The organism is Agrobacterium sp. K11, from assembly GCF_059429395.1.
In genome coordinates, this window is sequence record NZ_JCAHRB010000011.1 from 118114 (window position 1) to 130564 (window position 12451).

Consider the following 12451-nt stretch of genomic DNA (forward strand, 5'->3'; position numbering starts at 1 on the left):
TCCTTTTAGTGGTCGGCCTGCCCGGAGACTGTTTCATTGGAGACGGCGACCAGGCGGTCGAGCGCTGCTGCCGCCGCGCCGCTGTCGAGCGCTTGGCTCACGGTCGTCATCGCCTCGCCAAGCGTTTCGGCCTTGCCGGCAATGACGAGGGCTGCCGCGGCGTTGCATAGCGATACGTCGCGATAGGCGTTGCGCTTGCCGGACAGAACCTCGCGAAGTGCCGCTGCATTGGCAATGCCGTCGCCACCCTTGAGGTCTGCCATGGAAGCGGGTTCAACACCGAAATCCTTCGGCGTCAGGTCGAAGGTGCGGATCTTGCCGTTTTCAAGCGCCGCCACATGGGTGACGCCTGTCGTCGTGACTTCATCCATGCCGTCGCCATGTACGACCCAGATGCTTTCCGAGCCGAGATCGCGCAGCACTTCGGCAAGCGGCACCAGCCAGCGCGGCGAAAAGACGCCGAGCAATTGGCGCTTCGCGCCCGCCGGGTTGGAAAGCGGGCCGAGCAGGTTGAAGATGGTGCGCGTGCCAAGTTCGACGCGGCTCGGGCCGACATGGCGCATGGCGGAATGGTGCAGCTGTGCGAACATGAAGCCGAGTCCCGCCTCACTGATGCAACGGGCGATAAGGTCAGGGCCGATATCCAGCTTCACGCCGAGTGCGGACAGCGCATCCGCCGTGCCGGATTTGGAGCTTAGCGCCCGGTTGCCGTGCTTGGCAACGGGAAGGCCCGTGCCGGCAACGATGATCGAGGCGAGCGTCGAGATATTGTAGGTGCCGATGCCGTCACCGCCGGTTCCGACGATGTCGATCGCGTTTTCGGGGGCCGAAACCGGCAGCATGCGCGCGCGCATGGAGGAGACGGCGCCGACAATCTCGTCTACCGTCTCGCCGCGCACGCGCAGTGCCATCAGGAAACCGCCGATCTGCGACGGGGTTGCTTCGCCCGACATCAGAATGTCGAAAGCGGCCCGCGATTCCTCACGGTTCAGGCTTTCCCCGTTTGCGACCTTTGCGATCAGCGGTTTCAGTTCGGCCATCGTTTCCGCCCCCCGGTTAGAAGCCGACCATCGCCTGATCGGCGAGGGCCTGATTGATGGTCACACCGTAGTCGTTCTGCAGGCGGTTGACCATCTGGTCGAGCATGTCATCGCCGGCCGCGCGGGCGATGGCGGCGAACTGCTGATCGTCATTGGCAAGCGCATCGGCAGGCGCGTTTGTGTCGACTGCCGTGACCTTGAAGAGGATGCGGCTGGAACCATCGGCGTCTGCCGCTGTGCCCGTCATGCCTTCAGCGCCGGAGAATACCGCCGTAATCGTCTGGCGACCGAAAATCGCGTCCTCGCTGGTGCGGCGCAGGCCGGATTTCTGCTCGACGGCAAGGCCGAGTTCGCCAGCCACCGCTGCCAGTGTCTCGCCCTTTTCAACGCGTGCCTTCAGCTCGTCGGCCTTGGTGGCAAGCGCCGTGCGCTGCTGCTCTGCCGTCCAGTCGGCCACGACATCGTCGCGCACTTCGGCAAGCGTGCGGTCGCGGGCGGGGATGATCTGATCGACGTCGAACCAGATGTAGCCTTCGCGGCCGAGATTGATCGGCAGGGCTTCGGTGCCGGGTTCGGTCTTGAAGACTTCCTGGGCAAGCTGCGGCGAGGGCAGGTCCTGAATGGCGTCGCCCTTTTCATCAAGACCGGCGGCATCGATGGCGTCGATGGTGACGGGCTTGAGGTTCAGCTGCTTTGCCGCATCGGCAAGCGAGGAGCCGCCGGCACGCAGGTCTTCGTAACGGTCATGCACATTGGTGACTTCTTCGGCTGCAGCAGCGGTGGCGAGGTCCTTGCGGATGTCCTCTTTCGCTTCTTCCAGCGTGCGGGTGGTTTCCGGCTTGATGCCGGTGATGCGCAGGATGACCGGGCCGAAGGAGCCTGCCACGACCGGAGACACGCCGCCATCCTTCTGGACGGCGAAAGCAGCATCGGCAATCGACTGGTCGGGGATCGTGTCCTTGGTGAATTCGCCAAGCGTCACGTCGGAGGCGGTCTTGCCCTGATCCTTAACCACCTGATCATAGGTGGTGTTGCCGAGGCGGATCTGCTCCGCGGCGGCTTCTGCCATTTCCTTTTCCGGGAAGGTCAGCTGCTCGACGGTGCGGCGACCGGCGGTGCGGAAGCTGTCCTTGTGGCTGTTGTAATAGTCGGCGATCTGCGCATCCGTCACCGAAGCCTGATCGGCAATGTCCGATGGTTCCAGCTTCACATAGGTGAACTTGCGGAATTCGGGCGCGCGATATTTCGCCTTGTTGGTTTCAAACCAGGGTGCAAGCACGTCGTCGCCCGGCGCCTTGACCGGCGCAATGACGGCGTTGGACAGGATGACGTAATCGACCGAGCGCTGTTCGTTGCGGTATTGCTTGAGTGCGTCCACCAGTACCTGCGGTGCCTTGAAACCATCGGAAACGGCTTCAACGATCTGGCTTCTGACCGCGACCTTGCTGCGTTCCTTGATATAGTCGTCTTCGCGCAGGCCGGAGTTGCGCAGCCGTTCGGTGAACAGGGTGCGATCGAACTGACCATTAACCGATTTGAATGCCGGGTCTTCTGCGATGAGATTGGCGAGGCGGTCTTCCGAAAGGCCGAGATTCATCTTCGACGCCAGTTCGTCCAGCGAGGCACCCGCCGCAAGCTGGCTGAACACCTGACGGTCGATGCCGAAGGCCTTGACCTGCTCGGTGGTCAGTCTCGCACCGAACTGACGGCTGAGATCGGAAACCTGACGCTGATAGGCGAGGCGGAATTCCTGTGGGCTGACCGTCTGGTCGCCGACGGTCATGACCGCATGCGAATTGGAGGTGACGAGTGATGCGGAGACGCCCCAGACGCCAAACGAAACAACAAGCAGGAGAAGCAGCAGCTTGGCTGCCATGGTTCGAGAAGCATTTCTCAGGGAATCGAGCATCGTTATGCAAACCTCACAGGAACGTCATTGCGGTCGCCAGCCGTCCGGCCCGCAACGTATCGGCGTTCCTTAAATCAATCCAATGGGAAATTGAAGGGAATTTGCCTTGGAAAAACGGGGTTTTGAAAACGCTTATGTGATTGGGGCTAGGTTTTTACGCCTTCATCTTCGCCATACTGGCCCTTAAGGCGGCAAAATAAAACCGCCCGGAGCGTCCAGGCGGTTGCGGAGAATCATATTCTGAAAGACGGCTAAGTCTGATGGTTGCGGTCAGAACGCGCGGTTGCGTCTTACCGAGGCCTTGAATTCCTCGTCTTCACGTCGCATCTCGGCGACTGCGGAGATCATCGACGTCACGAACATGATGCTGATCAGGGCAAGAAGCAGAGTCAGGAATGTGAACATGATATCATCTCCGTTGGTAGCGAGGAAATCCTAGTTCCTCATCAGTAATAGGTCATGGACTGGTAGCGGGCGGTCATCTGTGGATAGTCCGGTCCCTGGGCAGCAGGCTTCTGATCATAAAGGCTAAACGTTGTTGCTACCATTGCGATGACCAGTACTGTCCAGGCGGTGCTGATGACGCTGATTTTCGCCGAAGTAGACTGTTTTTCTCTTACAAACATCTGTCTGTTCCTTTGGTTTGATATTAACGCGCCACGTCCAATCATGTTCCGCGTCAACCTTAAAAATCGATTAGCATCGCGCCTGTGAAACTTCCTTGAATGGCTTGTTCATCTGGCGTTCAGGAAACCGGCGACTGGCCTCATTCGAGGAAAAGATACTCGGCTGCGAATGATGCGATGACCGAAAAGACGATCATAAAGGCCAGCATTTTCATTTCTCCGGGGGCTTAACGAGGTGAGGGGCATTTCGGTTTCCCGATGCCGTGTATTTATATAAATGAGCCCTGAAACCGCACTGAACGGCGCATTCATCCGTTGTTCAGACCGCACCGGGAGGGCGTCCGGGTTGTAAAAGTCTTGCGCCGCGCCCATCTCCATGACAAAAGGCGGCACATAACGCCCACCACTTGAGAGCGATATGACGATTGCCTTTTATCCAGGATCCTTCGATCCGATGACCAACGGACATCTGGATGTGCTTATCCAGGCGCTGAACGTGGCGTCCAAAGTCATCGTCGCCGTCGGCATCCATCCCGGAAAAGCACCGCTGTTCAGCTTCGAGGAGCGGGCGACGCTGATAAGCCGGGCGCTTTCTGAAAGCCTGCCTGGTGAAGCGGCGCGCGTCGAGGTCGTTTCCTTCGACAATCTGGTCGTCGATGCAGCCCGCCAGCATGGCGCGCGCCTTCTTCTGCGCGGCCTGCGTGACGGCACCGATCTCGATTATGAAATGCAGATGGCCGGCATGAACCGCCAGATGGCACCTGATATACAGACCGTGTTCCTGCCGGCGGGTACGTCGTCGCGACCCATTACAGCCACATTGGTCCGGCAGATCGCCGCCATGGGCGGCAATGTGGATGCCTTCGTTCCCAAAGCCGTGCTTGAAGCCCTCAACGCCAAGCTGAAGCGCTGACTTCAGCCTCACATTCCGGAGCCAATCCAATGAAACTCGTTCGATTTGCCTTTGCCGGCGCCCTGTTTGCGGGCGCGCTTGCCGCCAGCACCTTCGCTTCGGCTGCCGAATTCCTGACCGTCCAGCTGAAGGACGGCCCCGTCGTCATCGAACTGATGCCTGAAGTCGCGCCCAAGCACGTGGCGCAGATTGAAGCGCTGGCGAAAAAGGGCGCCTATGACAACGTGGCCTTCCACCGCGTCATTGACGGTTTCATGGCGCAGACCGGCGATGTGCAGTACGGCAACATGGAGAAGGGCTTCAACGCCCAGCGTGCCGGCACCGGCGGCTCTGACCTGGCCGACATTCCGGCTGAGTTCTCCAAGACACCATTCACGCGCGGCGTTGTCGGCATGGCCCGTTCCAGCGATCCGAATTCCGCCAATTCGCAGTTCTTCATCATGTTTGCCGACGGTCCGTTCCTGAACGGCCAGTACACCGTGGTCGGCAAGGTCGTGTCCGGCATGGAAGCCGTGGACAAGATCAAGCGTGGCGCCGGCGGCAACGGCGAAGTTTCCAACCCCGACCGGATGATCAAGGTCACCGTCGGCAAGAAGTAAGGTAGGGCAATAGAGCCCGAACAGAGGAGAATAATCATGGCCGAGATCAAGGATCCGGAAAACACCATCATCATGGAAACGACGACCGGCAAGGTCGTGATCCAGCTGCTTCCGGAAGTTGCTCCGGGCCACGTTGCCCGTATCAAGGAACTGGTATCGGAAGGCGCTTACGACGGCGTCGTGTTCCACCGCGTCATCGAGGACTTCATGGCCCAGACGGGCGATGTGAAGTTCGGCAAGAAGGGTTCGGAAAGCTTTAACCCGGCCCGCGCCGGCATGGGCGGCTCCGAGAAGCCTGACCTCAAGGCTGAATTCTCGGCTATTTCCCACGTACGCGGCACCTGCTCTATGGCCCGTTCGCAGAGCCCGAACTCCGCCAACTCGCAGTTCTTCATCTGCTTCACCGATTCGCCGTGGCTGAACAAGCAGTACACCGTGTGGGGCCAGGTCATCGAAGGCATGGAAGCCATCGACAAGGTCAAGCGCGGCGAGCCTGTGAAGGACCCCGATTCGATCGTTTCGATGAAGCTTGCTTCGGCGGCCTGATAATAGCGTATAAAGTGTTTACCCGCTCCGCAGGAAACTGCGGGGCGTTTCACATTGATGATGGCGCCAACCTCTCAGACGTCATCCTCGCGACAAGCCGAGGATGACTTCGAGTGTAGTCGGAAGCCTTGTCATCACCCACCACCCGCCCCATGCCATGCAGGGCGGGTTTTGATATTTCGAGAGCCCTTGCAATGCGCGTAGACCTGTTCGATTTCGATCTCCCCGAGGACAATATCGCCCTTCGCCCGGCGAACCCGCGCGATAGTGCGCGTCTTCTCGTGGTCGATCCGAATGCGAACCACATGGAAGACCGCATCGTATCCGACCTGACTTCCTTCCTGAAGCCCGGCGACGCGCTGGTATTTAACGACACCCGCGTCATTCCAGCCCAGCTTGAAGGCGTGCGGCTGCGCGAAGGTGCGCCTGAAACGGCAGTTTCAGCCACGCTGCACATGCGCGCCGACCAGTCGCGCTGGAAGGCTTTCGCGCGGCCGGGCAAGCGCATCAAGCAGGGGGACCGCATCCGTTTCGGTTATGAGCGCGACAATGCCTGCGGCCTTGCCCATCTGGAGGCCACCGTCGAGGAAAAGGGCGAGGAGGGCGAGATCACGCTGCTGTTCGACGTTTCCGGACCTGTTCTGGACGAGGCGATCGCCTCCGTCGGCCATATTCCTTTGCCGCCCTATATCGCCGCGAAGCGCCCGGAAGATGCGCAGGACCAGACCGATTACCAGACAATTTATGCCCGCGAGAAGGGCGCCGTTGCCGCACCAACTGCCGGCCTGCATTTCACGCCCGATCTGTTTGCGGCGCTGGACGAAGCCGGCATCGAGCGACATTTCGTGACACTTCACGTTGGGGCAGGCACCTTCCTTCCAGTTAAGGCCGACGATACCGACGATCACAAGATGCATTTCGAGATCGGCCATGTTTCGCAAGAGACTGCGGCAAAGCTCAATGCCGTCAAGGCGCGCGGCGGGCGGATCGTTTCTGTCGGCACCACCTCGCTGCGGCTTATCGAAAGCGCCACTGATGAGAATGGCGTCATTCAGCCATGGTCGGGCGCGACGGGCATCTTCATCACGCCCGGATACCGTTTCCGCGCGGTCGATATTCTGATGACCAATTTCCACCTGCCGAAATCGACGCTGTTCATGCTCGTTTCGGCTTTTTGCGGTCTCGAGACGATGCGTGCCGCTTATGCGCATGCCATCGAAACCGGATACCGTTTTTATTCCTATGGCGATTCAAGCCTGTTGTTCCGGAAGAACTGATGCACGACAAATTCACCTTTACCCTGAAAGCCACGAGCGGCGGCGCCCGCCTTGGCGAAGTCGCCATGCCGCGCGGCGTCATCCGCACACCTGCCTTCATGCCTGTTGGCACTGTCGGTACTGTCAAGGCCATGTATCTCGACCAGGTGCGCGAGCTCGGGGCCGATATCATTCTCGGCAATACCTATCACCTGATGCTGCGGCCCGGCCCGGAGCGCGTGGCAAGGCTTGGCGGGTTGCATGAGCTTATCCGCTGGCCGCATCCGATCCTCACCGACAGCGGTGGCTTCCAGGTCATGTCGCTTTCCGGCCTACGCAAGCTGGACGAGAAGGGTGTGACCTTCAAGAGCCATGTGGACGGTTCGCTGCACCATATGTCGCCGGAACGCTCGATCGAAATTCAGGGCATGCTTGATTCGGACATCCAGATGCAACTCGATGAATGCATCGCGCTGCCGGCCGAGCGCAAGGAAATCGAGCGCGCCATGGAAATGTCGCTGCGCTGGGCGGAGCGTTGCCGCGTCGCCTTCGGTGAACAGCCCGGCAAGGCCATGTTCGGCATTGTGCAGGGCGGCGACCAGCCGGATCTGCGCATTCGCTCCGCCGAAGGGCTGAGGCAGCTTGATCTCAAGGGTTACGCTGTCGGCGGTCTTGCGGTCGGCGAGCCGCAGGATGTGATGCTGGGCATGCTCGACATCACGCTGCCGGTGCTGCCCACCGAAAAGCCGCGTTACCTGATGGGCGTCGGTACGCCTGACGATATTCTGAAATCGGTGGCGCGCGGCATCGACATGTTCGACTGCGTGATGCCGACCCGTTCCGGTCGTCACGGGCTTGCCTTCACCCGTCGCGGCAGGGTTAATATCCGCAATGCCCGCCATGCGGAGGATATGCGGCCGCTCGATGAGCAGTCAAACTGCCCGGCCTCGCGTGATTACTCCCGCGCCTATCTGCATCATCTTACGCGCTCCAACGAGGCGCTGGGCGGCATGCTGCTCTCCTGGCACAATCTTGCCTATTATCAGGAGCTGATGCAGGGTATCCGCAAGTCGATCGAGGAAGGCCGTTTCGCTGATTTTTATGCGGAAACCATAGAGATGTGGGCGCGGGGCGACATAGACCCGATCTGATTTTTCCCGACCCTTTCTCCTGTTCGGACGCTTTCCTTGGCACATGCGCCTTACGTTCTTTTCCGGGATGACACGACCGGCACGGTGACAGCCTTCACCGAGCCGGAGGAGATCATCGTCGCGGATGAGCCAGAGGCGTTTTTCGCGGCGCTGAAACGCATGGAGCAGCTGCGCCGCGCCGGGAAATACCTTGCCGGCTATATGTCCTACGAGGCGGGTTTCCTGTTCGAGCCGAAACTTGCGGACTTTGCTGCCGAGCCTCGCAACGTGCCGTTCCTTCGCTTCGGCGTCTTTTCCGGCCCACAGCCGGATGAGGGGCGATTTGCACGGCCCGGAAGTCTGCCGGATGCCGATGCGTTTCTGTCCGATCCCGCGCCCGCATGGAGCCTTGAAGACTATTGCCAGCGCTTCGAGCGGCTGCACGGGCATCTGCGTCGCGGCGACTGTTATCAGGGCAATCTGACGATGCCCGTTCACGCTCGCTGGAGCGGCGATCCGCTCACGGCTTTCTGGTCATTGGTTGAGCGCCAGCCGGTTAAATATGGCGCGCTGGTCGATCTCGGTGGACCGGTGATCCTGTCGCGCTCACCGGAACTGTTTTTCTCGGTGGACGGGCAAGGTTTCATTGAAACCCATCCGATGAAGGGAACGACGCCGCGCGGTGCGAATGCGCAAGAGGACCGGGCGATCATCGCGGCGATGCTTGAGGATGAAAAGACGCTTGCCGAAAACCGCATGATCGTCGATCTCCTGCGCAACGATATTTCCCGCATCACCGAAGTCGGCAGCCTCCATGTGCCGCGACTGTTCGATATCGAGACCTATCCCACCGTGCACCAGATGGTCAGCCATGTGCGCGCGAAGCTTTTGCCTGATGTGACGGTGGAAGATATTTTTGCGGCGCTTTTTCCCTGCGGTTCGGTGACCGGCGCGCCGAAAATGTGGGCGATGAAGATCCTGCGCGAACTGGAACAGACGCCGCGCGACGCCTATTGCGGCGCGATCGGCTTCATGTCTCCGAATGGAGAAATGCGTTTTTCGGTGGCGATCCGCACGCTGACCCTGTTCGATGGCGGCCGCGCGATCTTCAATGTTGGCGGCGGTATTGTGTTCGATTCCGATGCCGAGGCGGAATATGATGAGTGTCTGCTGAAATCCAAGTTTGCGGTTGGGGACAGGCTGTTACGGGGGTGATCTCCTTTCCTGTGACAAGCACAGGAATGAGGGAGGTTGAGGAGGCTCCGAGGTAAGCAGCCAAAAGTGTGCCCTTAGGAAAACCGGGTACGGGTTTCGCGACCACACATCCTCAGCGCCCTATCACCTCAAACGCACCATTCTCCACCAGCACTTCCTTCGCCGCCGGATGGCTTAGGAAGCCTGAAGGGCTGGCGGTGGCGCCATAGGCGCCCGATTGCAGGATTGCCAGGAGATCACCAGCCTTCAGCTTCGGCAGGGCCGCATTGCGTGCCAGCGTGTCGAGTGGCGTGCAGAGCGGGCCGACGATGGTTGCCGTTTCCTCATAGTCTGCCTGCATCATGGCCGGTGCGACGATGGGGTAGTTGCGCTTGACGATCTGGCCGAGATTGCCGGAGGCTGCCAGATGGTGATGCATGCCACCATCCGTTACCACGAAGGTGGTGCCGCGCGAGGTCTTTACCGAATTGACTTCCGCCACATAGATGCCGCCGGGACCGGCGAGGAAGCGGCCGGGTTCGACGATGATGTGAGCATTCGCAATCAGCGGATGCGCATGCATCAAGGCCTTGAGATCGGGAATGGCGGCACTGACCGCTGCAAGATCGAGCGGCGTTTCCCCGGCGAAATAGGGGATGCCGAGGCCGCCGCCGAGATCGATGGTTTCAAGTGGCCTGCCGAGCATTTCGGCCATGCGTGCGGCAAGCAAAATGGAGTGTCTCCATTGGGAGACAAGCATGTCGGCATCGAGGATTTGCGTGCCGCCGTAAATATGGACACCGACGAGATTGATATGCCTGATGTCCCTGAACAGCGGCAGGACGTTTTCGAGTTCTTCCTCGTCGAAACCGAAGGCGGTGGCCTTGCCACCCATGCGCATGGCGCCTGCCTGCGCATCCGGCACCGGATTGATGCGGATCGAAGCCTTGACCGGTTTGCCGATGGCTTCGATACGGGCAATTTCCTCGGCGCTCTCGATATGGATTTCGCCGATACCGCCCTCGATCACCTCAAGCAATTCGGCCTGACGCTTGCCGGGGCCGGCGAAGATGATCTTTTCCGGCGGTATGCCCGCCTTGATGGCGGCGCGATATTCACCGACGGAGGCGATTTCCGCGCCAGCGCCTTCTTCTCGGAAAAGCGAGATGATGGCGGGCACGGGATTGGCTTTCACCGAATAAAAGATATCGGCAAAACCACTGAGCGCGGTTGCGAGATCGCGATAGGCGCGGCGCATGGCGCTCGCGTCATAGAGGAAGCACGGCGTTCCGGTCTCAGCGACGATATCGCGCACGGCACGGCCACCGATGACAAGATCGTTTTCGTCGACTGCGAATTGCGCGGCGGCAAGGGCAGGGCCGTGGCTTTGGGGTTTATCCGTGGGCGCCATTATCCGTCCGTTCGCGCACCAGCGCGCGGTAATCCACCTTGCCATTGGCCGTGACCGGAAGCCGGTCGACCAGTTCGATGGCGCGCGGAATCATGAAGGGGGCAAGCATTTCGGCGGCTTTTTTGAGAGCTGCCGAAACATCGATATTTTCGTTGGCGGCGGTTGCCACGGCATGCACTTTCTCGCCTGCAAAGGGGTCCGGCAGGCCGATGACGGCGACCTGCTGGAAAAGGCCAGTCGACATCAGGCTTTCCTCCACCTCGGTCGGGCTGATGCGATAGCCTGAGGATTTGATCATCGCATCGTTGCGGGCAACGAAACTGAAAAAGCCGTCCTCGTCTTCAACCGCCAGATCGCCGGAATAACACACGGTCTCGCCGCCGCGTGCAGCCGGAATGAAAGGGTGAGGGCGCAGCACCTTGGCGGTATCTTCCGGCCGGTTCCAGTAACCCAGCGACACGGTCGGGCCACGATGGACGAGAATGCCGGGCTCACCCGGTTTTGCCCTCTGTCCCTCGGCGGTGACGATGAAGATTTCACATTCCGGGATTGCCTTGCCGATGGAAGTCGGGCGGCGGTCGATTTCATCAGGCGGCAGGAAGGTGGATCGGAAGGCTTCGGTTAGGCCATACATCAGATAGATTTTGGTGTCCGGCAGCTTTTTGCGCAGCGCCCTCACGGTTTCCTGCGGCACGCGTCCGCCGGAGTTGGTGATGTAACGCAACTGCGGCAACGGCGTTTTCGCCAGCAACGGCGCGGCCCTCGTCAGGATAGCCCAAACGGTTGGTACGCCGGCAAGCCCGGTAATGGCATGGTCGCGCAAGTCCCTGACAATGTCGTCGCCGAGCCTGAAGGTGGAGATAACAGTGGTCGCACCCTGTTCAACCGCCGTCAGCAACTGGTTCAGGCCGTAATCGAAACTGAAGGGCAAAATGGAGAGAATGCGGTCTTTTCCGGTGATCTCCAGATAGGTGCGCACGATGCGCGCTCCGGCCAGAAGATTACGGTGCGACAGCATCACGCCCTTCGGCGAGCCGGTGGAGCCGGATGTGTAGAGGATTGCTGCAAGGTCCTCGCCAATTGACGGGGAGACTTTGGCAGGCACGGGCGGGCGGCGGTCGATTTGTTCCGCCAGCAGTACAGTGACTTCGGGCAGGTCTTCCACAGCCGCGTTCAGCTCATCCATCATCGTAGCACTGCTGATGACGATTTTTGCGCCGCAATCCGCGACGATATGGCGGATTTGCTGCGCCTTCAAAAGCGCATTGACCGGCACGAAGACGCAGGAAGCCATGCTCACGCCGAAGATCGACCAGCATTCCTCGATGCCGCGCGGCAGGAAGATGACGACACGGTCGCCGCGCTCCGTTCCGGCCTCCTGCAATGCCGCCGCACAACGTGCGGCCGCTTCGGAAAATTCGCGATAGCTCAGTGATTTTTCTTTGTAGACAAGCGCCTCATCGCCGCTTTCCGCCCGCGCGGTGAGCAGGTGGTGCAGCAGGATGTGGGTTGTCATCTGCGCCGTTCCTGCGTGACGAAGGCAATCAGATCGGCCGGCGTGCTGAGATTTTCCGGGGTGAAATGTTCATCATTGAGAACGATGCCGAAACCCTCGCCGAGAAAGATCATCAGTTCGAGAAAACCGAGCGAATCGATCACGCCGCCTTCGAGCAATTGCGTATCTGCGGAAAACGGGGCATGAGCCGGGAAACGCTGCGAGAGGTAGGAATAGATGGTCTCGGAGACATCGACTTCCCTGGGTTTCGCTGAAAGCATGCTTATTCTCCGCTCGTTCGCGCAGTCGGGACTAGTCTCGGCCGAAGCGCA

At 60.0% G+C, this 12451-nt stretch carries 13 protein-coding genes; 6 read left to right on the forward strand and 7 right to left on the reverse strand.

What is annotated here, in order from left to right:
* Positions 1-5 precede the first annotated feature (5 nt).
* The 4 genes from trpD to AC5SEO_RS20435 form a co-directional block, all read right to left on the reverse strand.
* A complete protein-coding gene (trpD, locus tag AC5SEO_RS20420) occupies positions 6-1040 on the reverse strand; it encodes an anthranilate phosphoribosyltransferase (RefSeq protein WP_013636264.1) in 1035 nt (344 codons plus the stop codon).
* Between the two features lie 16 nt (positions 1041-1056).
* Entirely contained in the window at positions 1057-2949 is a 1893-nt protein-coding gene (locus AC5SEO_RS20425) for a peptidylprolyl isomerase (RefSeq protein WP_495364011.1), read from the reverse strand.
* 270 nt (positions 2950-3219) lie between these two features.
* A complete protein-coding gene (locus AC5SEO_RS20430) occupies positions 3220-3354 on the reverse strand; it encodes a hypothetical protein (RefSeq protein WP_003515556.1) in 135 nt (44 codons plus the stop codon).
* Positions 3355-3395: 41 nt separating this feature from the next.
* Complete coding sequence (locus tag AC5SEO_RS20435) at positions 3396-3575, reverse strand: hypothetical protein (protein ID WP_003515553.1); 180 nt, start codon at positions 3573-3575, stop codon at positions 3396-3398.
* Positions 3576-3993: 418 nt separating this feature from the next.
* Between AC5SEO_RS20435 and coaD the strand changes: the two genes are divergently transcribed.
* The 6 genes from coaD to AC5SEO_RS20465 all read left to right on the forward strand — a co-directional run bounded on the left by coaD (position 3994) and on the right by AC5SEO_RS20465 (position 9234).
* Positions 3994-4488 carry a pantetheine-phosphate adenylyltransferase gene (coaD, locus tag AC5SEO_RS20440; RefSeq protein WP_003515552.1) on the forward strand — a complete coding sequence of 165 codons (495 nt, stop codon included), beginning with the start codon at positions 3994-3996 and terminating at the stop codon, positions 4486-4488.
* A gap of 29 nt (positions 4489-4517) precedes the next feature.
* Positions 4518-5087, forward strand: coding sequence for a peptidylprolyl isomerase (locus AC5SEO_RS20445; protein WP_003515549.1), 570 nt, complete (start codon positions 4518-4520; stop codon positions 5085-5087).
* Between the two features lie 36 nt (positions 5088-5123).
* On the forward strand, positions 5124-5633 hold the full coding sequence (locus AC5SEO_RS20450; RefSeq protein WP_003515547.1) for a peptidylprolyl isomerase: 510 nt from the start codon (positions 5124-5126) through the stop codon (positions 5631-5633).
* 194 nt (positions 5634-5827) lie between these two features.
* The gene (queA, locus tag AC5SEO_RS20455) at positions 5828-6910 is read left to right on the forward strand and encodes a tRNA preQ1(34) S-adenosylmethionine ribosyltransferase-isomerase QueA (RefSeq protein ID WP_003515544.1); all 1083 of its coding nucleotides are present in this window, start codon (positions 5828-5830) and stop codon (positions 6908-6910) included.
* Positions 6910-8040 carry a tRNA guanosine(34) transglycosylase Tgt gene (gene tgt, locus AC5SEO_RS20460; protein WP_141193760.1) on the forward strand — a complete coding sequence of 377 codons (1131 nt, stop codon included), beginning with the start codon at positions 6910-6912 and terminating at the stop codon, positions 8038-8040. The genes queA and tgt overlap by 1 nt, the downstream gene beginning before the upstream one ends.
* A 36-nt stretch (positions 8041-8076) precedes the next feature.
* Positions 8077-9234 (forward strand): aminodeoxychorismate synthase component I, encoded by a 1158-nt coding sequence (locus AC5SEO_RS20465; protein WP_174068390.1) that lies wholly within the window; start codon positions 8077-8079, stop codon positions 9232-9234.
* Positions 9235-9346: 112 nt separating this feature from the next.
* On the opposite strand, the gene AC5SEO_RS20470 is transcribed toward AC5SEO_RS20465, so the two are convergent.
* From AC5SEO_RS20470 to AC5SEO_RS20480, 3 genes are read right to left on the reverse strand one after another with little or no spacing between them, the layout of a single operon-like run.
* The gene (locus AC5SEO_RS20470) at positions 9347-10624 is read right to left on the reverse strand and encodes a type III PLP-dependent enzyme (RefSeq protein WP_174068389.1); all 1278 of its coding nucleotides are present in this window, start codon (positions 10622-10624) and stop codon (positions 9347-9349) included.
* Complete coding sequence (locus tag AC5SEO_RS20475) at positions 10608-12140, reverse strand: AMP-binding protein (protein ID WP_174068388.1); 1533 nt, start codon at positions 12138-12140, stop codon at positions 10608-10610. Before AC5SEO_RS20475 ends, AC5SEO_RS20470 begins: the two co-directional genes overlap by 17 nt.
* A complete protein-coding gene (locus AC5SEO_RS20480) occupies positions 12137-12400 on the reverse strand; it encodes an acyl carrier protein (protein WP_003515534.1) in 264 nt (87 codons plus the stop codon). The genes AC5SEO_RS20475 and AC5SEO_RS20480 overlap by 4 nt, the downstream gene beginning before the upstream one ends.
* Positions 12401-12451: the final 51 nt, after the last annotated feature.

Bases quoted from the DNA above. Each gene is read 5' to 3' on its own strand.
- AC5SEO_RS20470 (WP_174068389.1), bottom strand. From the start codon at position 10,624: ATGGCGCCCACGGATAAACCCCAAAGCCACGGCCCTGCCCTTGCCGCC.
- queA (WP_003515544.1), top strand. From the start codon at position 5,828: ATGCGCGTAGACCTGTTCGATTTCGATCTCCCCGAGGACAATATCGCC.
- AC5SEO_RS20435 (WP_003515553.1), bottom strand. From the start codon at position 3,575: ATGTTTGTAAGAGAAAAACAGTCTACTTCGGCGAAAATCAGCGTCATC.
- trpD (WP_013636264.1), bottom strand. From the start codon at position 1,040: ATGGCCGAACTGAAACCGCTGATCGCAAAGGTCGCAAACGGGGAAAGC.
- coaD (WP_003515552.1), top strand. From the start codon at position 3,994: ATGACGATTGCCTTTTATCCAGGATCCTTCGATCCGATGACCAACGGA.
- AC5SEO_RS20430 (WP_003515556.1), bottom strand. From the start codon at position 3,354: ATGTTCACATTCCTGACTCTGCTTCTTGCCCTGATCAGCATCATGTTC.
- AC5SEO_RS20445 (WP_003515549.1), top strand. From the start codon at position 4,518: ATGAAACTCGTTCGATTTGCCTTTGCCGGCGCCCTGTTTGCGGGCGCG.
- AC5SEO_RS20475 (WP_174068388.1), bottom strand. From the start codon at position 12,140: ATGACAACCCACATCCTGCTGCACCACCTGCTCACCGCGCGGGCGGAA.
- AC5SEO_RS20450 (WP_003515547.1), top strand. From the start codon at position 5,124: ATGGCCGAGATCAAGGATCCGGAAAACACCATCATCATGGAAACGACG.
- AC5SEO_RS20425 (WP_495364011.1), bottom strand. From the start codon at position 2,949: ATGCTCGATTCCCTGAGAAATGCTTCTCGAACCATGGCAGCCAAGCTG.
- tgt (WP_141193760.1), top strand. From the start codon at position 6,910: ATGCACGACAAATTCACCTTTACCCTGAAAGCCACGAGCGGCGGCGCC.
- AC5SEO_RS20480 (WP_003515534.1), bottom strand. From the start codon at position 12,400: ATGCTTTCAGCGAAACCCAGGGAAGTCGATGTCTCCGAGACCATCTAT.